This window comes from Paenibacillus sp. FSL H8-0317 (assembly GCF_045040685.1).
Lineage (GTDB): Bacteria > Bacillota > Bacilli > Paenibacillales > Paenibacillaceae > Paenibacillus.
The window spans coordinates 1-24,744 of sequence record NZ_CP150294.1 but is presented as its reverse complement, the minus strand read 5'-3'; the positions used below and the strand labels follow the sequence as shown (position 1 = coordinate 24,744).

At 47.3% G+C, this 24,744-nt stretch carries 17 protein-coding genes and 3 rRNA genes; 2 read left to right on the top strand and 18 right to left on the bottom strand.

Annotated elements, in window-relative coordinates:
- Positions 1–214 precede the first annotated feature (214 nt).
- The 6 genes from MHB43_RS00100 to MHB43_RS00075 form a co-directional block, all read right to left on the bottom strand.
- Complete coding sequence (locus tag MHB43_RS00100; protein ID WP_017691391.1) at positions 215–544, bottom strand: cyclic-di-AMP receptor; 330 nt, start codon at positions 542–544, stop codon at positions 215–217.
- Positions 545–605: 61 nt separating this feature from the next.
- Entirely contained in the window at positions 606–1,253 is a 648-nt protein-coding gene (gene tmk, locus MHB43_RS00095) for a dTMP kinase (protein WP_221825861.1), read from the bottom strand.
- Between the two features lie 217 nt (positions 1,254–1,470).
- Complete coding sequence (locus MHB43_RS00090) at positions 1,471–2,163, bottom strand: LrgB family protein (protein WP_339180964.1); 693 nt, start codon at positions 2,161–2,163, stop codon at positions 1,471–1,473.
- Positions 2,133–2,561: a CidA/LrgA family protein gene (locus MHB43_RS00085; RefSeq protein ID WP_405131079.1), complete on the bottom strand. Its 429-nt coding sequence runs from the start codon at positions 2,559–2,561 to the stop codon at positions 2,133–2,135. The genes MHB43_RS00090 and MHB43_RS00085 overlap by 31 nt, the downstream gene beginning before the upstream one ends.
- Positions 2,562–2,998: 437 nt before the next feature.
- Complete coding sequence (locus MHB43_RS00080) at positions 2,999–4,825, bottom strand: aminotransferase class I/II-fold pyridoxal phosphate-dependent enzyme (protein WP_405131078.1); 1,827 nt, start codon at positions 4,823–4,825, stop codon at positions 2,999–3,001.
- A gap of 257 nt (positions 4,826–5,082) precedes the next feature.
- Positions 5,083–5,268: a sigma factor G inhibitor Gin gene (locus MHB43_RS00075; protein WP_017691396.1), complete on the bottom strand. Its 186-nt coding sequence runs from the start codon at positions 5,266–5,268 to the stop codon at positions 5,083–5,085.
- Between the two features lie 493 nt (positions 5,269–5,761).
- Here MHB43_RS00075 and MHB43_RS00070 point away from each other — a divergent pair, with 493 nt between their 5' ends.
- The gene (locus MHB43_RS00070; protein ID WP_076216777.1) at positions 5,762–6,286 is read left to right on the top strand and encodes a hypothetical protein; all 525 of its coding nucleotides are present in this window, start codon (positions 5,762–5,764) and stop codon (positions 6,284–6,286) included.
- 631 nt (positions 6,287–6,917) lie between these two features.
- Here the strand turns inward: MHB43_RS00070 and MHB43_RS00065 are convergent.
- From MHB43_RS00065 to gyrA, 6 genes are all read right to left on the bottom strand, one after another.
- Positions 6,918–7,358, bottom strand: coding sequence for a hypothetical protein (locus tag MHB43_RS00065; RefSeq protein ID WP_017691399.1), 441 nt, complete (start codon positions 7,356–7,358; stop codon positions 6,918–6,920).
- 212 nt (positions 7,359–7,570) lie between these two features.
- Positions 7,571–7,687 (bottom strand): 5S ribosomal RNA (gene rrf, locus MHB43_RS00060).
- A gap of 79 nt (positions 7,688–7,766) precedes the next feature.
- Positions 7,767–10,694 (bottom strand): 23S ribosomal RNA (locus MHB43_RS00055).
- 309 nt (positions 10,695–11,003) lie between these two features.
- Positions 11,004–12,556: ribosomal RNA gene (locus MHB43_RS00050) — 16S ribosomal RNA — on the bottom strand.
- Together the 16S, 23S and 5S rRNA genes form the textbook arrangement of a ribosomal RNA operon.
- A 468-nt stretch (positions 12,557–13,024) precedes the next feature.
- Positions 13,025–14,143, bottom strand: a complete 1,119-nt coding sequence (locus MHB43_RS00045; protein WP_405131077.1) for an HD-GYP domain-containing protein — start codon at positions 14,141–14,143, stop codon at positions 13,025–13,027.
- Between the two features lie 222 nt (positions 14,144–14,365).
- On the bottom strand, positions 14,366–16,930 hold the full coding sequence (gene gyrA / locus MHB43_RS00040) for a DNA gyrase subunit A (RefSeq protein ID WP_339180952.1): 2,565 nt from the start codon (positions 16,928–16,930) through the stop codon (positions 14,366–14,368).
- A 343-nt stretch (positions 16,931–17,273) separates the two neighbouring features.
- On the opposite strand from gyrA, the gene MHB43_RS00035 reads away from it, so the two are divergent.
- Positions 17,274–18,221 (top strand): YheC/YheD family protein, encoded by a 948-nt coding sequence (locus MHB43_RS00035; RefSeq protein WP_405131076.1) that lies wholly within the window; start codon positions 17,274–17,276, stop codon positions 18,219–18,221.
- A 93-nt stretch (positions 18,222–18,314) separates the two neighbouring features.
- Here the strand turns inward: MHB43_RS00035 and gyrB are convergent, their stop codons facing one another.
- The 6 genes from gyrB to dnaA all read right to left on the bottom strand — a co-directional run bounded on the left by gyrB (position 18,315) and on the right by dnaA (position 24,744).
- On the bottom strand, positions 18,315–20,225 hold the full coding sequence (gene gyrB, locus MHB43_RS00030) for a DNA topoisomerase (ATP-hydrolyzing) subunit B (RefSeq protein WP_076216622.1): 1,911 nt from the start codon (positions 20,223–20,225) through the stop codon (positions 18,315–18,317).
- 145 nt (positions 20,226–20,370) lie between these two features.
- Positions 20,371–20,619, bottom strand: coding sequence for an extracellular matrix regulator RemB (gene remB, locus MHB43_RS00025; RefSeq protein WP_017691405.1), 249 nt, complete (start codon positions 20,617–20,619; stop codon positions 20,371–20,373).
- 13 nt (positions 20,620–20,632) lie between these two features.
- Positions 20,633–21,745, bottom strand: a complete 1,113-nt coding sequence (gene recF, locus MHB43_RS00020) for a DNA replication/repair protein RecF (RefSeq protein ID WP_017691406.1) — start codon at positions 21,743–21,745, stop codon at positions 20,633–20,635.
- Positions 21,746–21,802: 57 nt separating this feature from the next.
- Entirely contained in the window at positions 21,803–22,018 is a 216-nt protein-coding gene (gene yaaA / locus MHB43_RS00015; RefSeq protein ID WP_036611994.1) for a S4 domain-containing protein YaaA, read from the bottom strand.
- Positions 22,019–22,034: 16 nt separating this feature from the next.
- The gene (gene dnaN, locus MHB43_RS00010; RefSeq protein ID WP_017691408.1) at positions 22,035–23,177 is read right to left on the bottom strand and encodes a DNA polymerase III subunit beta; all 1,143 of its coding nucleotides are present in this window, start codon (positions 23,175–23,177) and stop codon (positions 22,035–22,037) included.
- A 220-nt stretch (positions 23,178–23,397) separates the two neighbouring features.
- Complete coding sequence (dnaA, locus tag MHB43_RS00005; RefSeq protein WP_062327668.1) at positions 23,398–24,744, bottom strand: chromosomal replication initiator protein DnaA; 1,347 nt, start codon at positions 24,742–24,744, stop codon at positions 23,398–23,400.

Here is a 24,744-nt window from a genome sequence, read left to right as displayed (position 1 = left end):
ATCAAGGACTTGTTCTTTGTATTCAACCTCTTCCCGAAATGAGCCATTCCCCAGCTGGGAAATGCTCATCCGGAAAGAGTATGCTGATTCTTCTCATCAAGAAAGGCGTTCCGTAAGTGGCACGCACGAACTCTGTTAATTCTTCTTGCATCCATCGTTTCCTACATGCTATCGATCATGAAGGACCCTCATGGGATCCATGCAATAGTTTGAATTAGAAATGTTCGAAGCGATCTACCGGGAGAACAAATACAGTAGCTCCGCCTACTTGAACTTCAACAGGTAGCGGCAGGTAAGAGTCGGTTGTTCCACTCATCGGTGTGACCGGAGTCACGAGCTGTTCACGAACCTTACAGCTGCTGCGAATGACGTTCATTACGGATTCGACTTGACCATCATCGACACCGATCATAAACGTCGTGTTGCCTGCCTTCAAAAATCCACCCGTACTGGCAAGCTTCGTTGCCCGAAAGTTTGCTTTGACCAATGCGCTGGATAATCGGTTGCTGTCTTTATCCTGTATAATCGCAACAATCAGTTTCATCCTGCATAACCTCCTTTAGAATAAGCACCTTTATCAAATGCCCTGTCTACATATTAGACAATTACTCGTCAAAATCCTTCAAAATTCCTGTTTCCAGCGACAAAATCATTGCTGCCAAGACATCCTCCTGCTTCATGGAAGCATCGATAACCCTGATCCGTTCTGGGAACTGCTCTTTTAATAGGAAGTAACCCTCTCGGACTTTACGATGAAACTCCAGATTTTCCAGATCCAGACGGTTCACTTCCCTGCCATCATGAGCATCGATCCGGCCAAGCCCCACTTCAGGCTCAATGTCCAAATATAAGGTCACATCCGGCATGAGATCACCAATCGCAAAGCGATTAATGGCCCATACATTCTCTATCCCGAGTCCACGGGCGTAGCCTTGATAGACCAGACTGCTATCGACAAATCGGTCACAGATGACTGCTTTTCCAGCTCTCAGCGCAGGCTCTACTTTCTCCGCCAGATGCTGGCTGCGTGCAGCTGCATACAATAGCGCTTCGGTTCGAGCATCCATTGCCGTATGAAGAGGGTCCAGTATAATTGAACGTATTTTCTCCGCAATCTCAATTCCGCCAGGCTCTCGCGTAACTACGTAAGGTATACCCCGTTCTTCAAAATAAGAACCTATTCTACCGATCATCGTTGTTTTACCGGAACCCTCTCCCCCTTCCAGCGTAATGAATTTACCTCTGCCCTGCATATGCTTCCCTGCTTTCTATGTCGATAATTGCATCTATTGCTGCTGTAATGGAATATGCTTAGACCCTCTTGCTACAAGATATGATATCCCCTGCCCAGAGGTGTATAGCTACAGCTATATCGGTACGTATTAATAACACCAAGATCATACAAGCTTGTTTCTTTCTATCATACTATAGGTCAGCAGTTACTCCAACATGAACAACAAAGTAAAGCGTTCAACCGTAGATAATCCACACCCATAATGGAAGCATAATTGATCCGGCAATGGCACTGACAATCATGGAAACTGAACTGAGGGCTACCGCATTCTCTCCATATTCAAAAGACCTTGCCATGCCGAGGGCATGAGATGCTGAACCCAGTCCAATTCCATAGGCATGTTTACTGCGGACTTTGGCCCATTTCAAGAGCATCGGCCCCAATAATATCCCTGAGAATCCTGCAATCATCACAAACAGCGATGTGAATGAGGCATTCCCTCCTACCTGATTAGCGAGTTGAATAGCCACAGGAGTTGTCACTGATTTTGGCAATAAAGCGATGACCATCTCTTGAGGATAGCCAAGCAGAATGGCGATTAAAGCACCTGTGGAGACACCTGTAATACTGCCTCCGATTGTTCCACCCACAATTGGAATGATATTTTGCTTCAGCACATTCAGATGTCTGGACAAGGGAAAAGCGAGAGATACAACTGCTGGGCCCAAGAGCTCCTGTATCCATTTGCCACCCAGCATGTATGTATCCAGCTTTATATTGGAGATCACCAAGATCAGGATCAGTATGGCAGTCGTTGTGAGTACAGGCATCAGTATCGGCCATTTTAACCTTTTATATAGAAGAGTGGCTGGAATATATACAGCGATGGTTAGCGCGATCATTCCAATTCCGAGGATGAATGCTGACAAGTAATCGCCTCCCTTTTGCCTGAATGAGACGATCTCCATGTCATGAGCCACTCACTTAATTTGGCAGATATCAGACATGTGATTAATGTGCTAACGATCAAACCCAGAACCAATAATAATGTGTTAGCTCGAAAAAAATCAAAATGATTAATAATGCCCACAGTTGGCGGGATGAACAACAATTGCAGATGAGATTGAAGCCACGTTGACCCCTCTGCTCCCCAGCTCATTTTGATCCATCCCAGTTGAATGGTGATAAACAATACCAGCATGCCCACAATACTGCCTGTTAACGGCAGATGTAATACAGCTTGAATCAAGTTTCCAATCCAATAAAAACCGTACATCAACAAAACTTGCAGGACTATTCCTGTATATTTTTTTAGCGGAATACCCAAAGTGTTCCCTTCTTTCTTATGTCTATCTCTATAAGTTGAACTAAAGCGTGTCTTCAAACTGAACGTGTCTGGAGCAAGGCACGGAGCGGGAGCGCTAACGACCCTGTGACGTCTTATTCAGCGATTTGAAGCGCCCGCAGCAATCTAAGGAATCTGAAACACGGTATATTGGAAAACCAGCCTTTACAGCGTGTTTGTTAGGTGAATTTGGTTAATAATGTGTCTCAGGTTCCTTACAAAATAAAAGGAGGACTCGAAAGCTAAATAAGACGTCCTCGCTTCCTTAGAAAATCGTCTGGACAATTCGCCAGAATCAGCAATCCTAGCAACTAGATTAATGACCAAGAGACCCACACATGTGTAGGGTCCGGTATCGCTATCCGTATTGGCATATAGACTACCTATTGGTGAATGCAATTCAGTTTTTCATCTGTCCTTCAATCCTTCATGACCCTCAATGACTGTAGAGATGCATCGGATACCCCATGAAACTTTGCACCCTCATCCCGCAGGAGTTGTATACGAGCCACCATCGATGGACTAATACGCTCACCCGGATATACAAGCGGAATCCCTGGAGGGTATGGAATAACCATCTCGGCTGATCGACAACCCGCGCTTTCTTCTATCGGGACATTGATCGTATCCGTCTCCACAATCGGTTGCAGTGTAAAGGAGATTGGTTCCGAGTAGCGAGTGTTTTCTTGTAAATTGTTCCACGTGGAAATATAATGGGCCGAGTCTTTCGCAAGCTGTTGCGATGACTCTGCATTAGATTGAACCTGCTCATGCCTGTTGGCAGAGCTGATATGGTGTAAAGCCTGCAACAGGTGCTGAGCATCTTGCACCGTTGAGCCCAGGCTGAAGAGCAAGACGACGTACCGTTCGTCGCTCATCTCGGGCACACAGCCGCATGCTTCCAGCTGCTGCTGTAGCCCATAACCGCTCAGCACCCCTGTGCCGTCATAGATGACGGCCTTGAATGGGTCCTGAGCGGTATACCCCGCGGCAGCTGGCATCGCCGCCGCGGTCAGGCCCTCCCGTGTCTGCTGCGCAGCGGACACGGACATGCCAGCCGGCTTCGCTGTTCCGGCTGGCGGTTCTGGCTGCAGCGGCTGTGCAGGCTGCAGCAACTGAAAGCGCGGCAGCTCCGCGAGGCCGCGCTTAAAGGCCTTCACGGCGGCGAGCCCCGCCGTGAAGGTGTTCGCGCCCTGCACGTGCAGCAGCTGGCGCGCCAGATCAAGCGAAGCCATCACTGGGTATGATGGGCTTGAGCTTTGCACCATGGCCAGGCGCTGCCTTAACAGGGACCGGTTTAACCGTGATCCCTGAATGTGCAGCATGGCACCCATGGTGAAAGCCGTCAGCATCTTATGCGTCGACTGCACGACACCGTCTGCTCCGCATGACAATGCAGAGACAGGCAGCTCCGAATGCTGCCCATAATGCGCGCCATGCGCTTCATCCACGAGCAATGGCATGCCAGCAGGGTGGCACACCTCGGCTATGGGCGTCAGATCTGCGCCCATGCCGTAGTAATTAGGCAAAGTAACTAACACGCCCTTTGCCTCAGGAAAGGACTGGACAGCAGCCTGAACCGTCTCCACCGACGGCATGACCGCAAGTCCAGACACAGGATCAACCCACGGCTCCAGAAATACAGCTCTTGCTCCCGCCAGCATTAACCCGTGAATAACGGATTTGTGCACATTCCGTTGCACCAGTACAATACTGTTTGGCTCATCACATACGGTGAGCAGTAAGGACAGATTACCTGCTGTACTGCCTCCCACAAGGAAGAAACTCTCCTCAGCACCAAAACAATCTGCCGCAAGCTCCTGTGCTTCCTGGATCACACCTTCCGGATGATGCAAATCGTCGGTGCCCGTAATCTCCGTAACATCCATCTCCATCATCTCCAGAAATGAACGATCCGGCACCAATCCTATTTCCGACAGATTCCCTTCGCCATCAAAACGTCTCTCGCTCTCCAGATCAGTCCCATGTTCATCCATCGAGCTGAATTGCTCTATCCTTCGGTTAACGTCCCCCCCTGCATCGCTCTGAATCTCTCCGTTGTGTTGATGTTCCTCATTGACGATATATTTAGAGGGAAATTGCCCTGCTTCTGCTTGGTCCAGCAAATGTCGGTAAGCTTGTCCATTCTTATGCCCAGGCACATGAAAAGAACGCTGCTTCGAATCACGATACGCAAGCAACGCTTCATATAAAGGGGCTCTACTTGATTTATTTTTATGATCCATGAAATAACCATCCTGTACATATATAATGTGCACCCTATGCGCTCCAAAATGCTTTCTAATCCAAGGGACGCCCTTCTTCCCCATCTCCACACGCTCTACTACAAATGATCTATACCATTATATCAGCATACGCCTTCCCAAGATGGCAAACAAGACACTCCTCCTCATACAAACAGAAAAAGGCCCATTGGGCCTCTATACACATCAGCATCGTTAACAATGTGATGTTTCGCTTCTACTTCTATTAGCAACATTTATTATGCGTTCTTTTGTACCCAAATCTGTTTCATCTGATGAATAAAATAATTGTACTTGGCATCCTGCGCGTCGGTATGAACCATTTCTGCTTCACAAGTGTCACATATGAATTCAGATACAATAAAAATGCCTTCTCTTTTTCTTTGCTCGCAGATAATACATGTGTGTTCGGCATGTTCTTCCATGAACCATCCCACCTTGTTTTACGTTTACTATCAGTATTGCACAGTTTCTATTATTTTAAACATTTTCATAGTGCTTTCTTTCTATAAAATATATATATTCGCCCACCCCCTCTTGGGTGTCTGTACCGAAAAATACGTTCATTCCCCCTACAAGAATATCTCCTGCTTATGTATATACAGTTATCCTATATTCCATTGCATTTACCTCAACATCACGTATCCCTTGGTCTGAATCAAACTTATATTCAATTTCCTTAAAAAAACTTGGAATCTCAGCCGATATATAATACATGATAACGATATCAAAGCCTGACAGTCCGTGTATTCGGGAGTATACTGAGATAAGTTCCGTCGAATCTCAATAACTTGTACAATTGTCATGGCGTGAGATACAAGGTTCATATATACATACATGCATGATTCATTTCCTTTTACTCGTGTAAGAAAACGAATACCCACACAAACGTGAATCCGAAGGAGGATATATAATCGTATGATCGCCGAACCGGAGAATAAAGCAACATTTTATCAATACCGGCTTCTGAAAAAAAAGGCTATCGCCCGCAGTGTCATTTACAGCTATCTGTGTCTGCCGGTCATCATGCTCTTATTCAATCTACTCGCCTTCTCCTGGACTGGCCTCTTCTTTTTTGTACTGGCAGGTCCAATCACCATCTGGATTCATTATGTCATCGCCAGAACGATATTACTGCTGGTCCGTACCTCTTACGCCAAGCGCTGGCGCTGGAATCTGCGTATGCCCTGGTTAGGTTATATCCCTGATCAGCATTTCAGCTTCCGTATGTTTGTCCGGGTACATCTTAATATGAGCTGGATTGGACTATGTATCATTACAGTATGTTTGATATGGTCCCCATTGTCCTTCACCCTCTCGCTGATCTTCTGGCATTTGTGGTTGCTGGGTCCTCGCTTGTATGTTGTAATGGTACTCTCCCGTGAGCGCAAAGATGGACTCATCAAATTGAATGAACAAGATGTCTCATACTATCTGCAATAACACTCCCTCTTTTATGCAATACTGAATGTACCTTACTTACCTGTAATACATAATCGCTGAGTCCTTCGAATAATCTGGTGCAAAACTCAGCCTCACATGCTCAAATAAAGGTTATCCACAGTGGATAACCTTTATTTGTCGTCCCCTTCTTATCCCTTATCCACAGTATGGGTATAGTAAAATGAGTTATCCCCACTCGAAGCTCCGTTCTTCTCCTCTTTTCCTCCCGCTACTCCAGATCCTCATGCCCCAGATATCTCGTAGATCTTACACCTTTGACCGATCTGTTGCTCACTCTGAGCTCTATCTGTCTTCTAGCTGCTTTCCATCAGCGTTCATTACTTCATTTCCTTTATACAACTTATATCTCTCTCCCCCTTTATTTTTAGCGGTCTACAATCCCCTATGCTTAAAGCACACATACCACCTATACGTGTACGAAAGAAACTACTTCATTCCTTCTGTACCTGTATGACCTCTGATCCACCATACGTCATAGGTTCTCCCATCATTACTACAGCCTACTTCGCCAAATAACAAAAAAGCCCCCGATCAAGTACACGGGAGCTTTACTATATTATAAGGAACATCACAACGTTAATTAATCATATACAACCTTACCCGCAACAGCTCAATCGTCTTCAGCCAATGATTTAACTGTCGTTTGAGTAGCATCATTTCTAGGAACCATTAGTGTAAAAGAACCATCATGTACTGCTAAATGCACAGTATGTCCTTCCTTTGCAAATACACGCAAGGTACTGGATTCATTGGATGTACCCTTGGCTTGCCTCTCTGTCCAACCCCAGCTTTTAATCTCGTCTAGATATACCTCAGGCAAGCTAGTACTTTCACTAATACCAGACAGCGTATATCGAACATAATCCATATCCGAATTATTTTCAGACTGGTCAGATTTATTCGCTACTTTAGGTACCGGAAAACTCTTCTCGTTCACCGCACCTTCATATGAAGTCCATACAGATCCTGAAGCTTCACCGCATCCTGCCAGAACAACGGTCAAACAAAGCAACAGAAATGATTGTAGTCCAAGTCTCCGCCAACTTAACACACACACCCTCCTTTTCACAGCTGCACATTCCAGCTCTGTGGTCAGGTACTTTTAGCATATTTAACATAGTCCTATTATACTGGTTTTGCCGCTGTTATCCGTAACAAAAATGTTACCTTCCAGTATCGATCATGTCAGAGCTTCCACTTATCATATTTAATCCTTGTAAACAAATAAAAACCACCACCGAATAACATCGGCAGTGGTTCTTTGCTTGGCGGCGTCCTACTCTCCCAGGACCCTGCGGTCCAAGTACCATCGGCGCTAGAGGGCTTAACGGTCGTGTTCGGGATGGGTACGTGTGGAACCCCTCCGCCATCGCCACCAAACGCATAGCTTAGCTTACATTTCAGAGATCGTTCTCTGAAAACTAGATTCGAAACGAAACATGCGAATGACAACTTGCTATTGGATAAGCCCTCGACCGATTAGTACTGGTCAGCTCCATGCATTGCTGCACTTCCACCCCCAGCCTATCTACCTCGTCGTCTTCAAGGGGTCTTACATACTGGGAAATCTCATCTTGAGGGGGGCTTCACGCTTAGATGCTTTCAGCGTTTATCCCGTCCGTACATAGCTACCCAGCGGTGCTCCTGGCGGAACAACTGGTACACCAGCGGTACGTCCATCCCGGTCCTCTCGTACTAAGGACAGCTCCTCTCAAATTTCCTACGCCCACGACAGATAGGGACCGAACTGTCTCACGACGTTCTGAACCCAGCTCGCGTACCGCTTTAATGGGCGAACAGCCCAACCCTTGGGACCTACTTCAGCCCCAGGATGCGATGAGCCGACATCGAGGTGCCAAACCTCCCCGTCGATGTGGACTCTTGGGGGAGATAAGCCTGTTATCCCCAGGGTAGCTTTTATCCGTTGAGCGATGGCCCTTCCATGCGGTACCACCGGATCACTAAGCCCGACTTTCGTCCCTGCTCGACTTGTAGGTCTCGCAGTCAAGCTCCCTTATGCCTTTGCACTCTTCGAATGATTTCCAACCATTCTGAGGGAACCTTTGGGCGCCTCCGTTACTCTTTAGGAGGCGACCGCCCCAGTCAAACTGCCCACCTGACACTGTCCCCGCACCGGATTACGGTACCAGGTTAGAACCTAGATACGATCAGGGTGGTATCCCAACGTTGCCTCCACACAAGCTGGCGCTCATGCTTCAAAGGCTCCCACCTATCCTGTACAGATCGTACCCAAATTCAATATCAAGCTGCAGTAAAGCTCCATGGGGTCTTTCCGTCTTGTCGCGGGTAACCTGCATCTTCACAGGTATTAAAATTTCACCGGATCTCTCGTTGAGACAGCGCCCAAGTCGTTACGCCATTCGTGCGGGTCAGAATTTACCTGACAAGGAATTTCGCTACCTTAGGACCGTTATAGTTACGGCCGCCGTTTACTGGGGCTTCGGTTCACAGCTTCGGGATTACTCCCTAACCACTCCCCTTAACCTTCCAGCACCGGGCAGGCGTCAGCCCGTATACTTCGCCTTACGGCTTCGCACAGACCTGTGTTTTTGCTAAACAGTCGCTTGGGCCTTTTCACTGCGGCCCCCTCGTGCTATTCACACTACCGGGGCACCCCTTCTCCCGAAGTTACGGGGTCATTTTGCCGAGTTCCTTAACGAGAGTTCTTCCGCGCGCCTTAGAATACTCTTCTCGCCTACCTGTGTCGGTTTGCGGTACGGGCACCATCACCTGGCTAGAGGCTTTTCTTGGCAGTGTGAGATCATGACCTTCGCTACTACAATTTTCGCTCCCCATCACAGCTCAGCCTTACAATGTGCGGATTTGCCTACACATCAGCCTCACTGCTTAGACGGACATCCATCAGTCCGCGTCACTACCCTACTGCGTCCCCCCATTGCTCATAACGGCTTACGGTGGTACAGGAATTTCGACCTGTTGTCCTTCGACTACGCCTTTCGGCCTCGCCTTAGGTCCCGACTTACCCTGAGCGGACGAGCCTTCCTCAGGAACCCTTAGGCTTTCGGCGGATCAGATTCTCACTGATCTTTTCGTTACTCATACCGGCATTCTCACTTGTATAATGTCCAGCGCTCCTTACGGTACACCTTCAACCCTTATACAACGCTCCCCTACCCCTGATGCAAAGCATCAAGCCATAGCTTCGGTGGTGTGTTTAGCCCCGTTACATTTTCGGCGCAGAGTCACTCGACCAGTGAGCTATTACGCACTCTTTCAATGGTGGCTGCTTCTAAGCCAACATCCTGGTTGTCTGTGCAACTCCACATCCTTTCCCACTTAACACACACTTGGGGACCTTAGCTGATGGTCTGGGCTGTTTCCCTTTTGACAATGGATCTTAGCACTCACTGTCTGACTCCCGGAAGTAAGTCTATGGCATTCGGAGTTTGACTGAGCTTGGTAACCCTTGCGGGCCCCGCACCCAATCAGTGCTCTACCTCCACGACTCTGTTTTCCGAGGCTAGCCCTAAAGCTATTTCGGGGAGAACCAGCTATCTCCGAGTTCGATTGGAATTTCTCCGCTACCCCCACCTCATCCCCGCATTTTTCAACATGCGTGGGTTCGGGCCTCCAGTGCGTGTTACCGCACCTTCACCCTGGACAGGGGTAGATCACCCGGTTTCGGGTCTACGTCCACGTACTCAGTCGCCCTATTCAGACTCGCTTTCGCTGCGGCTCCGGCTCTTCACCTTAACCTTGCACGGGAACGTAACTCGCCGGTTCATTCTACAAAAGGCACGCCATCACCCCTAAAACGGGCTCTGACTTTTTGTAAGCACACGGTTTCAGGTTCTATTTCACTCCCCTTCCGGGGTGCTTTTCACCTTTCCCTCACGGTACTGCTTCACTATCGGTCGCTAGGAAGTATTTAGCCTTGGCAGATGGTCCTGCCGGATTCATACGGGGTTTCACGTGCCCCGCACTACTCGGGATCCGTCTCGGAGGGAACAGACTTTCAACTACAGGGCTTTTACCTTCTTTGGCGGGCCTTTCCAGACCTCTTCGCTTAACCGGTTCCTTTGTAACTCCATGTGAGACGTCCCACAACCCCAAAGAGCAAGCTCTTTGGTTTGGGCTTCTCCGCGTTCGCTCGCCGCTACTGACGGAATCACTATTGTTTTCTCTTCCTCAGGGTACTTAGATGTTTCAGTTCCCCTGGTATGCCTCTACACAACCTATGTATTCAGTTGTGAGTAACTGGAAATTACCCCAGCTGGGTTTCCCCATTCGGACACCCCCGGATCAAAGCTTGCTTACAGCTCCCCGAGGCAGTTTCGTTGTTCGCCACGTCCTTCATCGGCTCCTAGCGCCTAGGCATCCTCCGTGTGCTCTTAGTAGCTTAACCATTTTGTTCCGGTTTCGGTCGCTCGCTTCCCTTGTTTTGCTTGCGCAAAGCCAAAAGTCGCTCTCACCCGATACCATCACAAAAGCAATTTAACTACCTTTATACACTTGACTTGTTTGCACAAGTTCAGCTTAAAGGAATGTTCTAATTCGCGTTTGTTTCGTTTCGATATCTAGTTTTCAAAGAACAAGCTCCATGCAAAAGCAAGCTGTTTGAGAGTTTGAGCTCTCAAAACTGAGCAACGAGTGAGTGTTTTGCAGCTAAGCTGCATATTTGAATGTTTCCGTTGCAGGAAACGATTCTCCATAGAAAGGAGGTGATCCAGCCGCACCTTCCGATACGGCTACCTTGTTACGACTTCACCCCAATCATCTATCCCACCTTCGGCGGCTGGCTCCTTGCGGTTACCCCACCGACTTCGGGTGTTATAAACTCTCGTGGTGTGACGGGCGGTGTGTACAAGACCCGGGAACGTATTCACCGCGGCATGCTGATCCGCGATTACTAGCAATTCCGACTTCATGCAGGCGAGTTGCAGCCTGCAATCCGAACTGAGACCGGCTTTGTTGGGATTGGCTCCATCTCGCGATTTCGCAGCCCGTTGTACCGGCCATTGTAGTACGTGTGTAGCCCAGGTCATAAGGGGCATGATGATTTGACGTCATCCCCACCTTCCTCCGGTTTGTCACCGGCAGTCTATCTAGAGTGCCCACCCGAAGTGCTGGCAACTAAATATAAGGGTTGCGCTCGTTGCGGGACTTAACCCAACATCTCACGACACGAGCTGACGACAACCATGCACCACCTGTCTTGAATGTTCCGAAGAAAAGGTACATCTCTGCACCGGTCATTCAGATGTCAAGACCTGGTAAGGTTCTTCGCGTTGCTTCGAATTAAACCACATACTCCACTGCTTGTGCGGGTCCCCGTCAATTCCTTTGAGTTTCAGTCTTGCGACCGTACTCCCCAGGCGGAGTGCTTAATGTGTTAACTTCGGCACCAAGGGTATCGAAACCCCTAACACCTAGCACTCATCGTTTACGGCGTGGACTACCAGGGTATCTAATCCTGTTTGCTCCCCACGCTTTCGCGCCTCAGCGTCAGTTACAGCCCAGAGAGTCGCCTTCGCCACTGGTGTTCCTCCACATATCTACGCATTTCACCGCTACACGTGGAATTCCACTCTCCTCTTCTGCACTCAAGTCACCCAGTTTCCAGTGCGATCCGGGGTTGAGCCCCGGGATTAAACACCAGACTTAAATGACCGCCTGCGCGCGCTTTACGCCCAATAATTCCGGACAACGCTTGCCCCCTACGTATTACCGCGGCTGCTGGCACGTAGTTAGCCGGGGCTTTCTTCTCAGGTACCGTCACCTTGAGAGCAGTTACTCTCCCAAGCGTTCTTCCCTGGCAACAGAGCTTTACGATCCGAAAACCTTCATCACTCACGCGGCATTGCTCCGTCAGGCTTTCGCCCATTGCGGAAGATTCCCTACTGCTGCCTCCCGTAGGAGTCTGGGCCGTGTCTCAGTCCCAGTGTGGCCGATCACCCTCTCAGGTCGGCTACGCATCGTCGCCTTGGTGAGCCGTTACCCCACCAACTAGCTAATGCGCCGCAGGCCCATCCCCAAGTGACAGATTGCTCCGTCTTTCCAGTTTCCTTCAGGCGAAGAAAACAATTATTCGGTATTAGCTACCGTTTCCGGTAGTTGTCCCAAACTTGAGGGCAGGTTGCCTACGTGTTACTCACCCGTCCGCCGCTAAGTATCAAGGAAGCAAGCTTCCTTGATACTCCGCTCGACTTGCATGTATTAGGCATGCCGCCAGCGTTCGTCCTGAGCCAGGATCAAACTCTCCAATAAAGTATTGAAAAGAGCGATAAGCTCATTTTGAATCTGACGAGATTAAAAATCTCATTTTTGCTCCAGTTGATTCAAGCCAAGGCTTGTTTCAACTTTTGCGTTCATTCTGCAAGCAGAATGTTTACTCACTCGTTGTTCAGTTTTCAAAGATCAAACTTATTTTGTTACCGAGCGTTGTTCTCCTCAGCAACTTTTATATCTTATCACATCCGAACCAACTTTGCAAGCTCTTTTTTCAAGTTTCTTTCGAAGCTTATTTCATTCGCTTGCCGCACCGTGTAAACTGTGTTTTCTTGGCCGGACTTAGAATATACCATGTACAGATTTACATTGCAAGTCTTTTTTCGAGTAATTATATATATCTTTCTATAATCTTACTGGTTTTTCTACATTCCCACATTTATCTCACTTAAAAGGCCTTTCTATAAAAGAAAGGCCCTCTCATCAAGATTACTTTAATATCTATTGTTATCCGATAACCTCTTGGATGTAAAGCTGCCGTTGCTGCATCAGGTTAATGATGGTTCCTTCTACTGACACCATAGGTCGTGTAGGATGATCTCGATCAGAGAATACGATCTCACCAATCTGGTTATTGCTGAGTTTTACTCGGATGCCGTTATGGATCTGGGTCGACCGTTGAACAAATACTCTTACAATTGCAGGATCCAATTTCCCAAATGCCTCACTTTGGATCTGTTCTAGGACTAGGTAAGGTGATTGTGCCTTGCGGTAGATCTTCTCCAGTGTCATGGCGTGGAAAATATCAGCGATAGCTACAATCTTGGCATAAATGTGAATCTGCGTCCCACTAAGCTGCAACGGGTAGCCTGATCCATCCACTTTTTCATGATGCTGCAAAGCTGCAAGCCTGGCTCCCTCATTAATGGCCTTTGCCTGTTTAAGGATCTGATACCCATATTTCGTATGCTGACGAATCTCTTCCTGCTCTGCAGCCGTCAACGTGGATGGTTTATGGAGAATCTGCGGATCTACCTTGTTGTTACCAATATCATGGAACAAGCCTGCAAAGGCCACTTGCATCCAATCCTTGGAGGGGAGATCAATCCATTGTGCCAGTTGATAGGATGTGATTGCACTCAGTACGGCATGGTGATATACATAATCATGTTCTTGTATTACTCGTGGAGTGAAGGTAAGCACATTATATTGTTTGAGATGTGCAAACACAGACTCCAACTGTGTACGTAACTCATAGACCGGTAATTCGGCCGCCAGAGAGGACAGGAAAGCATTTTTCGTTAGTCCGACCATCTTCTCATACTCATCCTGCAAAGACGTTACTACAGGAGCTGTAGTGACGTTCCCTGTCTTCCCTGCCCGTTCACCATTGTTGTCATTGGCAGAACTTCCTGCTGACACAGATGCACCTTTGCTGCCTGTACTACTCGACCCCAATCTTTCTTGTTCAATATCTACCTGTTGAATCATAAAGGCTCTGAGCACTTCCATGTCCTTGGGTAAAATGACTTTTCCCTTCTGAAGCAGAACGTTGCCGCGAAGTGTTTGCACATCACTCCCAAGTTTGAGTCCTGGTTTGACTTCTGACAGGGTGATTAATCCCATGTGTATTCCCCTCACTCATCGTTCTTCTATGTTAATACAAACAAGACCATAGTCCCGGTTTTTCATGATATTTCCCATTATATTACTCAGGAATCAGGCTGTACATCCCAGATTTGGACGAATAAAAGAGGAGCTTCCTTTTTACAAACAAAAGGGCTCCCCATGGGAGCCCTCGCAATCTTCTTCCAATCTCCAAGAGATCAGTCTTTATAAAATTCTATTTTATGCTTCCGAACCGGAATCGTCGTCGCCCTCAACTTCATTAACCTCAGCGTCAGAAACGGTGCCTTCTTCCAAGCTTACTACCGGAGCTTGGGACTCCTCGCCTTCCAAGCCTTCAAGCGACTCATCGTCTGGTTCCTCTTCATTTTTGTCAATTCGGCTGACTGTGGCTACTGAATCCTCGTCACGAATATGAATCAGCTTCACACCCTGCGTGTATCGACCCATAGTGGATATGCCTTCCATGCTCATCCGGATCAACGTACCGCTGGACGTGATAATCATCAGATCCTCTTCGGTTTTAACCATTTTGAGGCTGACGACTGAGCCGTTCTTCTCTGTGACATTAATAGTCTTGATCCCTTTACCGCCACGAGTCTGCATCCGATAATCACTGACAGGTGTACGTTTACCGTAACCTTTGGCTGTAACGATCAGAACATCAAGCTCTTTATCAACTACATCCATGCCGATAACAGCATCCTGTGCATCCAATGTAATCCCCTTAACTCCGGTTGCGCTACGTCCCATGGAACGTACGTTACCTTCCGAGAATCGAATAGACATTCCGTGAGCTGTACCCATGATGATCTCTTGCAATCCATCGGTCAGCTTAACATCGATCAGAACGTCATCATCACGTAAGGAAATACCGATCAAGCCGCCTTTGCGAATATTGGTGTAATCCTCAAGTGGCGTCTTCTTCACAACCCCTTGGCGGGTAGCAAAGAACAAGTATCTGTCACTTTCGAATTCCTGAACCGGAATTACGGCATTGACCGATTCGCCCTGCTCGATCTGGATCAGGTTGATAATCGGCGTTCCCCGTGCGGTACGTCCAAGCTCTGGAATCTCGTAAGCTTTGAGACGATACACTTTACCTTTGTCGGTGAAGAACATGAGGTAGTTGTGAGAGTTGGTCACAAACAGATGCTCGACAAAGTCGGTATCTTTCGTATCCATACCCACGACCCCACGTCCACCACGTTTCTGGCTGCGGTATGTGGATACCGGCAGACGTTTCACGTAGCCTGTATGAGTAATCGTAATGATAACCTCTTCACGTGGAATCAGGTCCTCATCCAGAATACTTTCTTCACCTACAGTGATCTCCGTACGACGATCATCGCTGAAGCGATCACGAATTTCTTGCAGCTCTGTACTGATAATCTCAAGTACAAGGTGCTCGTTGGCCAGAATTTCGCGATACTCTCTGATTTTGACCATCAGTTCGTTATATTCATTTTCAATACGTTCGCGTTCCAGACCTGTGAGGCGTTGCAAACGCATATCGAGAATAGCTTGAGCCTGATCATGACTGAGTGAGAAGCGCTCAATCAAACCTTCTCTGGCTGCATCCGCATTACTGGATGAACGAATCAACGTAATAATCTCGTCGATATGATCCAGTGCAATACGCAAACCTTCTAGAATATGTGCACGAGCTTCAGCCTTTTTCAGTTCAAACTGTGTACGTCTGCGAATAACCTCAATCTGATGCTGCAGGTAGTGATACAACACTTCACGCAAGTTCAGGATTTTAGGTTCTTTATTAACAATCGCAAGCATGTTAATACCGAAAGTGGATTGCATCGATGTATGTTTGTACAAGTTGTTCAGGACAACCCCCGGATTCACGTCTCTGCGAAGCTCAATTACAACCCGCATACCATTACGGTCAGACTCATCACGAAGGTCAGTAATGCCATCAATCTTCTTATCACGTACCAACTCGGCGATTTTCTCAACGAGTCTCGCCTTGTTTACCTGATAAGGCAGCTCCGTAACGATAATTCTCGCCTTGTTGTTATTCTCTTCGATGTTGGTTTTGGCCCGCATCGTTACTGAACCACGTCCGGTCTGATACGCCTGGCGAATGCCTGAGCGGCCCAAAATGTAGCCGGACGTAGGGAAGTCTGGTCCTTGAATGTAATCCATGAGCTCCATGGATGTAATGTCCGGATTTTGAATCATGGCCTGTACACCATCAATGACCTCACCCAAATTATGAGGAGGAATATTGGTGGCCATACCTACCGCGATTCCGCCGACCCCGTTGACAAGCAAGTTAGGAAAACGAGCAGGCAGAACGATTGGCTCATGTTCTTCACCGTCATAGTTCGGCTGGAAATCAATTGTATCCTTGTTGATATCTCTGAGCATTTCCATAGCAATCTTGGACAAACGTGCTTCGGTGTAACGCATGGCTGCGGCCATATCACCATCGACTGATCCAAAGTTACCATGTCCATCTACATGCATATAACGCAGGGAGAAATCCTGTGCCATCCGTACCATCGTCTCGTAAACAGCAGAGTCACCGTGTGGGTGATACTTACCGATAACTTCGCCGACGATTCTGGCTGATTTTTTATGTGGTTTATCGGGTGTCATGCCGAGCTCTGACATCGCGTACAGAATACGCCGGTGAACCGGCTTCAATCCATCACGCACGTCAGGTAAGGCACGGCTAACGATGATGCTCATCGCATAATCCATAAACGATTCACGCATCTCGACGCCTATATCCCGATCTGTAATCTGAGAGTTCATTTCTTCCGCCATGCTGGACCTCCTTCTTGTCCTTCAACAAACGTTCCATTCCGTCATGCAAAAAAATTGATTATATGTGAAAAGCCTAACAAGGCTAAAACCGCGCAAGAACGCTACTCTTTATTATATTACTTTCACAAAAGTTACACAATTAAACGTCCGCTGGGCAATAGCCTTTCTTCCGGGAACTTCCGCGTGTCTGGGGATACGCCCTGCCTTCCTCCCCAATTGCACATACAATGCTAGAAAAACGCCATATTTCTCTATTATACCACTGAAATCGTCTCTTGTCCTTTGATTTCTCCGTGTCTGTCCCTCTTTAGAACTGAACAAAACATGAAAGGACTGATGAATCTTGGGTATCCAACGCGTCTCCAGCAAATGGGCCAAAACAGCTGTGTTACAACGCAGTCGCATTGTGAATGAATATATCCCAGTGACCCTAAAATATAGCCGTCAAACTCTGGAACGAATGACTGAGTTATTTGAGTCTAACTATATCAAACCGGACCGTGGTACTTACGGTAATGGGGTCATGCGGGTGAAAACAACCCGTCTATACGAACCAGTCGTTCATTCCGAAGATTTCTCCACAGATGCAGAGGTTCCGGAAGAAACCAATGATCGGAGCCTGCCTGATGAACCCGAAGCAAGTGCTGTTATCTCCACAGCTACCTATCTCACAACAACATATCAACTCCAATACGGTACAGAGGAGAGATCATTTCATTCCCTGGACGAACTCGAACGAGCACTGAATGATCGCATTCAGGAACGTGATTATATCATTCAACAGGGAATCTCGCTGATGAAGCATGGAGATTTACCTTTTGACTTGCGTGTGTTAACTCAGAAAAATCTGCAACACAACTGGGAAACAACAGGTATTCTGGGACGTGTTGCTGCCCCGGGCAAAATCATCACCAACATTCATGGTGGTGGACGATTGGCCACGTATGAAGAACTCGTACTCCCCCATCTTCACCAGGATGGCTTCAAAAAACTTCGTACTGAGCTGTACCGCTTAGGTATTCATACCGCTGTGCAGTTGCAAACATCATTTCCAAGGCTCAAAGAGATCGGTATTGATATTGCACTAGACGAAGCAGGGCGTCCCTGGATTCTTGAAGTCAACACACTGCCAGGCATTTATGCCTTTGGCTTATTACCGGACAAGGAGGCATACCGGAAGATCAAACGTTATGCCATTGCGTACGGTCGTTTGCCCTCCAAAAAGGGTAAGAGCTCCCGTCCATCCCCTAAAGCACAGGCTTCGTCTGCCAAAAAACGTGTGCGCAGATAACAAAGGGATACGGAAATCTAAGTATACGACTTATCTGTTCCATACTTTCCCTAATATAAAAAAGGCGCCCTCACAGGCGCCTCTTTGAATATGTTAAATGTCGAGGTTTTTCACGTATTTTGCATTTTCCTGGATAAAGTCACGACGCGGTTCAACGTTATCCCCCATCAGGGTGTCAAACATGGTATCAGCAAGGATGGCATCATTAATCGATACTTGCATCATGGTCCGACTCTCCGGATCCATCGTCGTTTCCCACAATTGTCCGGCATTCATCTCGCCAAGACCTTTGTAACGCTGAACGTTGAATTTTGCATTTTCGCCGAGCGTTGCAATAATTTCATCGCGCTCTTTCTCGGAACCGGCATAACGAATCACTTTGTTACGCTCAATCTTGAACAATGGCGGTTGTGCAATATATACATAACCTGCCTCAATGATTTTGCGCATATACCGATACAGGAATGTCAGCAATAGTGTTCGGATATGAGCACCATCGACGTCGGCATCGGTCATCAAAATGATTTTGTGATAGCGGGCTTTGGCAATATCAAAGTCATCACCAATACCTGTACCCATTGCCGTAATAATTGCTCTAATCTCCGCATTACCCAAGATCCGGTCGAGACGGGCTTTTTCCACGTTCAAAATCTTACCACGCAGCGGCAAAATCGCTTGGAAATGACGATCCCGGCCTTGCTTCGCTGATCCGCCTGCAGAGTCACCTTCGACGATGTACAATTCGCTGATTGAAGCATCCTTGGATGAACAGTCTGCCAGTTTACCTGGAAGTGAGCTTACTTCGAGTGCACCTTTACGACGTGTCAGTTCACGGGCTTTACGGGCAGCTTCACGCGCACGTGCTGCTTGCAGTCCTTTTTCCAAAATGCGACGGGATACGGAAGGATTCTCTTCCAGGAACTCTTGCAGCTTCTCGGCAAACAAGGATTCGACAATCCCACGCACTTCGCTGTTGCCCAGCTTGGTCTTGGTCTGTCCTTCAAATTGCGGTTCTGGAATCTTGACCGAAATAATAGCTGTCAAGCCTTCACGCACGTCATCCCCGGAAAGGTTCCCCGTGCTGTCCTTGATTACCCCTGCCTTACGGGCATAATCATTGATAATCCGCGTAAGGGCACTCTTGAAACCTGATTCATGCGTTCCACCCTCATGGGTGTTGATATTGTTGGCGAAGGAATAGATATTCTCGGTGTAGTTGTCATTGTATTGCAGAGCAACTTCCACCTGGATGTTATCTCTGGAACCTTCAACGTAAATTGGATTCTCATGCAGTACTTCACGCTTCTGGTTGAGGAAGGAGACGTATTCGATAATGCCGCCTTCGTACAGGAATGAGTTGGTTGCACCTGTACGCTCATCCGTCAGTGTAAGACCAATACCTTTGTTCAGGAACGCCAGCTCACGAATACGGGCCAGCAAGATGTCATATTCATAAACTCTTGTTTCCGTGAAAATTTCTGGGTCCGGATGGAATCTAACCGTTGTTCCTGTTTCATCGGTTGTACCGATCACTTTCAGGTCGTACTGTGGAGCTCCACGGCGATATTCCTGTTGATAGATATGTCCCTCACGTTTAACCGTTACAACCACTTTTTCAGAGAGTGCATTCACCACGGACACACCAACACCATGCAAACCACCAGATACTTTATATCCGCCGCCGCCAAATTTTCCCCCTGCATGGAGGACAGTCATAACTACCTCAAGTGCAGGACGTTTCATTTTGGTATGTTCGCCGACAGGAATACCCCGTCCGTTATCGACGACAGTCACGCTATTGTCTTCATGGATACTGACCTCAATGTGGTCACAGTAACCTGCGAGCGCTTCGTCAATACTGTTGTCCACTACTTCCCAGACCAGATGATGCAGGCCCTTGGAACTGGTGGAACCGATATACATGCCCGGACGCTTCCGTACGGCTTCCAATCCTTCAAGGACCTGAATTTCATTCGCATCATATGACGGTTGATTCATAGACATGCCTTTCACCTACTTCTATAGATTCAATATCGTAAATATGCGTTAACTAATAATGTTTGCTGAAATAGGCAACGTCCTTCATTTCAGCCAGCTATCCAAATTTAAAGACAAGCAGCAAAAGAGATATCTTTTATGCCACACAACGCTAGAGATCCGGAAAGATGTGAGCCCGCTTCTTCAGCGTGGCTGAGGAAATAGGCGAGTAGTACACAATGTTTTTGGTCACCACAATGGACTTGGCTTCCTCTTCACCGATATGTTCCACTGTTTTTTCCTGCTCGGCATGCGTGACATACTGCTTGGAGATCTTTGAGGATTTTTCAATCGATATATCAAAAATAGCGACCAATTCGGAAGAACGGATGATCTTCTCACCGCCCAGATGAATGTACATAAGCCCTCACTCCTTAGCGTTCAACCTGTCCGGCATGAACGTGATAAATACTGGCATCTTTGAGCTTGTCAACGTTCAGGCTCTCGATCCCCGTAGCCGTAATAAAGGTTTGCACCTTGCTCTGGAACGTTTCGATCAGCTGCGTCTGGCGAAAAGGGTCCAGCTCAGACAGAACATCATCCAGCAACAGAACTGGATATTCTCCGATTTCTTCATGAATCAGTTCAATTTCCGCAAGTTTAAGGGACAACGCCGTTGTGCGCTGCTGCCCCTGCGAGCCATATGTTTGTACTTCCCGATCGTTAATGAAAAAGGACAGGTCATCCCGATGCGGCCCACTAAGGGTTGTGCCTCGGCGAATCTCCTGCTCTTTCATTTGTGATAATTTTATCATAAATTGGTCCATTAAGACAGCTTCATCTTCCTCAGCGGCTTCGCTGAAGGAAGGAAGGTAGGCCAGCCGCAAGACTTCTCCGCCTCCGGTGATCCCCTGATGAATCGTTTCTGCCCACTTTTGCAGTTTCTTTATGAATTGTTTCCTTTTTTTGACGATTTTAACACCGTGCTCCACCAACTGCTCGTTCCACACCTCAAGCATGGTCTGGGCTGATGCCCCTTTTCCCCATAACTGCTTAAGCAAATTATTTCGTTGTACGAGCACTTTTTGATATTGCTGCAGGTGATACAGGTAGCCTGGTGCAACCTGTCCGATCTCCATGTCAAGAAACCGGCGGCGGACCCCCGGTGTGCCTTTTACAATCTCCAGATCCTCCGGTGCAAACATCACAACATTGAGCGCTCCGACAAAATCACTTAACTTGCGCTGCTCCAAGCCGTTAATCTTTGCTTTTTTGCCTTGTTGCGACAAAGATAGTTCAAGCTTGACCGATCCGTACTTTTTGTCGACCTCTGCTGCAAGTCTGGCACGTTCCTCACCGAAACGAATCAGTTCCTTGTCACGGGATGTACGGTGGCTTTTGGTGAGTGCGAGTACAAAAATCGCCTCTGCAAGATTGGTCTTGCCTTGGGCATTTTGCCCGATCAACAAGTTTACGGGACCAAAAGAATCCAGTCTCAGATGTTCATAATTGCGGAAATTCTGCAGATCAATGCTGTTCACAAACACGCGGTAACCTCCCTTTTATCCCGTCCGTCAGGAGGCAGCAGGATCGAACTGGTCTTCTTATTCTGCAGCAACTTCGAATGTGCCTTCTCCGTCCACTTCAACGATATCCCCAGGGTATAACTTCCGTCCCCGACGCTCCTCAGGCTCTTTATTCACACGTACAAGTCCTTCTTGAAGCAGAGCTTTGGCCATACCTCCAGTTGGGATGCAATCAGCCAGTTTCAAAAATTGATCAAGCTTAATATATTCCGTACGAATCGTAACTTGGTTCACTGTGATCTTCCTTTCGTTAGTTGGTCGTCCGATATGGCAATATCACGTAAAGGCTGTGACTGTCATCCAGCGGTTTCAAGATAATTGGACTCATGACTCCTGTAAAAGCGATCATCAGCTGCTCACTTTCAACAACTTTCAGCACATCCAGCATGTATTTGGAGTTGAACGAGATTTTTAACGGATCTCCTGTAAACTCGGCAGGTTCGATTTCTTCTCTTACTTTACCTAGCTCGGAAGAGCTTGAAGAAATTTCAACGGATCCCGAATCCATCGTCTGCATACGCACGATGTTTGTTTTCTCTTCACGCGACAGCAAATAAGCCCGGTCAATGGATTCACTTAATTTTTTTGTATCTAAAACAAGTTCTGTTTTGTATGACGTTGGAATAATTCTAGAAGTATCCGGATATGTTCCGTCCAAAATACGGGAGTAGAACAATACACGGTCGATTTTGAACAGGACCTGGTTATCTGCAACAACGATATCCACAAGGGTATTTTGATCCGGAACAATTTTGCTGAGCTCGTTCAGCGTTTTACCGGAAATGACCACGTTGTTGAAGCGGATACCTTCTGCATTATCCAGCATTGCTGATCGAGTAGCAAGACGGTGACGGTCTGTTGCCACAAATTTCAATTCGTTGTCACCCAAACTCCAGAGTACACCTGTCAGGATTGGAGTAGTCTCATGTGTGGAAATGGAGAAGACCGTTTGTTTGATCATATTTTTCAGCAAATCTCCTGGAATGGAGACCGTTTGGTTTTCTTCGATGCTTGGCAGTACCGGGAATTCTTCCGGATCAAGACCTACCAGTTGAATCTCGGTAGCACCTGCGGAGATAAAGGTGTTGAAGTTCTCTTTGACTTCCATGTGTACTTCCTGTGATGGCAGCTTCTTGATAATCTCCACGAAAAACTTGGCTGGCAAAACTACACTGCCGGGTTGATCTACCTGAACTACGCTTTTATCCCCATCTTCAAGCGGGATGAAGGATTGAATGGATATATCGGTGTCACTTGCTGTCAACGTTACACCTTGATGATTCACGTCGAATTTGATACCGCTCAGAATCGGAATCGTTGTACGGCTTGAGATCGCTTTGGATACTTGCTGTATGGAATCGTTTAAGTAGTTTTTCATTATGCTGATTTTCATGGTTTCACTCCTAGCTGATTTTTTGGGTGTTGGGGTGTTTAAAGGTGTTTTTCAAAGGCCGAAGGCTAAGCTTCGAAATGGCTATTTTGGAGATGATATCTTTAAGATCTTTTTAGTAATAATAGTAATAGGGGCACTGAATATGTGGATAAGTGGGTATAAACCCGTACACCCAAGCCTATCCACATGTGTATACGTTGTGCATAGGCTTGGGACTTGTTCAGGTTGGATTCTTAATTTTTTCGGTTAAGTTGTTGATAACTTTATAGAGATCCTGATCGTTTTTAATCGCTTGGGAGATCTTTTCGTGAGCATGTATGACAGTGGTGTGATCTCGTCCTCCGAATGCTTCCCCAATTTTGGGCAGAGAAAAGTCTGTCAGTTCACGAGAGAGATACATGGCAATCTGTCTTGGAAAAGCAACTGCCTTGGTCCGTTTCCGTGCTTTGAAATCTTCAAGCTTAAGGCTATAATACTCGCCGACCTTTTGTTGGATGTCATGAATAGTGATCATTTTGGGACGACTGGACGGAATAATATCCTTCAGTGCTTCAGCTGCCAGATGAGTGGTTACATCTTGATTAGTCAGTGAAGAATAAGCAACGACCCGAATCAGGGCGCCTTCCAGTTCACGGATGTTGGTGTCAATCTGGTTGGCAATGTACATCATCGCTTCATTCGGAATATCCAAGTTTTCCGCACGTGCCTTTTTACGCAAAATTGCAATCCTCGTCTCCAAATCTGGAGGCTGGATATCCGTAATTAACCCCCATTCAAAGCGAGAACGAAGACGTTCTTCCAGTGTCGGAATTTCCTTCGGTGGTCTGTCGCTGGAGATGATAATCTGCTTCCGTTCCTCATGCAGCGCATTAAACGTATGGAAAAATTCCTCTTGTGTTGATTCTTTTCCCGCCAAGAACTGAATATCATCAATCAGCAAAATGTCGACGCTCCGGTATTTGTTACGGAAGCTCTCCCCGCGGTTGTCACGGATCGAGTTAATGAATTCGTTCGTGAATTTCTCAGACGACAAATAAACGACTTTGCTGCCCGGATCATGCTCCAGAACATAATGTCCGATCGCATGCATCAAGTGAGTTTTACCGAGACCTACCCCTCCATACAGAAAGAGAGGGTTGTAAGCTTTGGCGGGCGCTTCAGCGACCGCCAGCGATGCGGCATGGGCAAAACGGTTGCCCGGCCCGATGACAAATGTATCGAACGTATATTTCGGATTCAGCATGCTGAGTACCGCTTCTTCCTGTACAACTGTAGGCGTTGGTGCTGGCAGTTGCGGATCCGGTTCAACAGGCTTGTTCTCTTCGATGACAAATTTCACATCGACTTGCTTGCCAAGCAGCTCGTATACCGTCGAGCCAACCAATTTGGTGTAACGGCTCTCCAGCCATTCGACGGCAAACGTGGTTGGTGCGGAAATGACGATTGAACGGTCATTCAGCTTGGTGGCTTTGGTTGCTTTGAACCAGGTGTCAAAGCTGGGTTTGCTGAGTTTGTTTTGTATGATTGATAAAATTTGCTGCCATAAATCAGAAGTATGGCTGTCCAC

Bases quoted from the DNA above. Each gene is read 5' to 3' on its own strand.
- MHB43_RS00100 (WP_017691391.1), bottom strand. From the start codon at position 544: ATGAAACTGATTGTTGCGATTATACAGGATAAAGACAGCAACCGATTA.
- gyrB (WP_076216622.1), bottom strand. From the start codon at position 20,225: ATGTCTATGAATCAACCGTCATATGATGCGAATGAAATTCAGGTCCTT.
- dnaN (WP_017691408.1), bottom strand. From the start codon at position 23,177: ATGAAAATCAGCATAATGAAAAACTACTTAAACGATTCCATACAGCAA.
- MHB43_RS00075 (WP_017691396.1), bottom strand. From the start codon at position 5,268: ATGGAAGAACATGCCGAACACACATGTATTATCTGCGAGCAAAGAAAA.
- gyrA (WP_339180952.1), bottom strand. From the start codon at position 16,930: ATGGCGGAAGAAATGAACTCTCAGATTACAGATCGGGATATAGGCGTC.
- tmk (WP_221825861.1), bottom strand. From the start codon at position 1,253: ATGCAGGGCAGAGGTAAATTCATTACGCTGGAAGGGGGAGAGGGTTCC.
- MHB43_RS00045 (WP_405131077.1), bottom strand. From the start codon at position 14,143: ATGGGATTAATCACCCTGTCAGAAGTCAAACCAGGACTCAAACTTGGG.
- MHB43_RS00070 (WP_076216777.1), top strand. From the start codon at position 5,762: ATGATCGCCGAACCGGAGAATAAAGCAACATTTTATCAATACCGGCTT.
- MHB43_RS00080 (WP_405131078.1), bottom strand. From the start codon at position 4,825: ATGGATCATAAAAATAAATCAAGTAGAGCCCCTTTATATGAAGCGTTG.
- remB (WP_017691405.1), bottom strand. From the start codon at position 20,619: ATGTACATTCATCTGGGCGGTGAGAAGATCATCCGTTCTTCCGAATTG.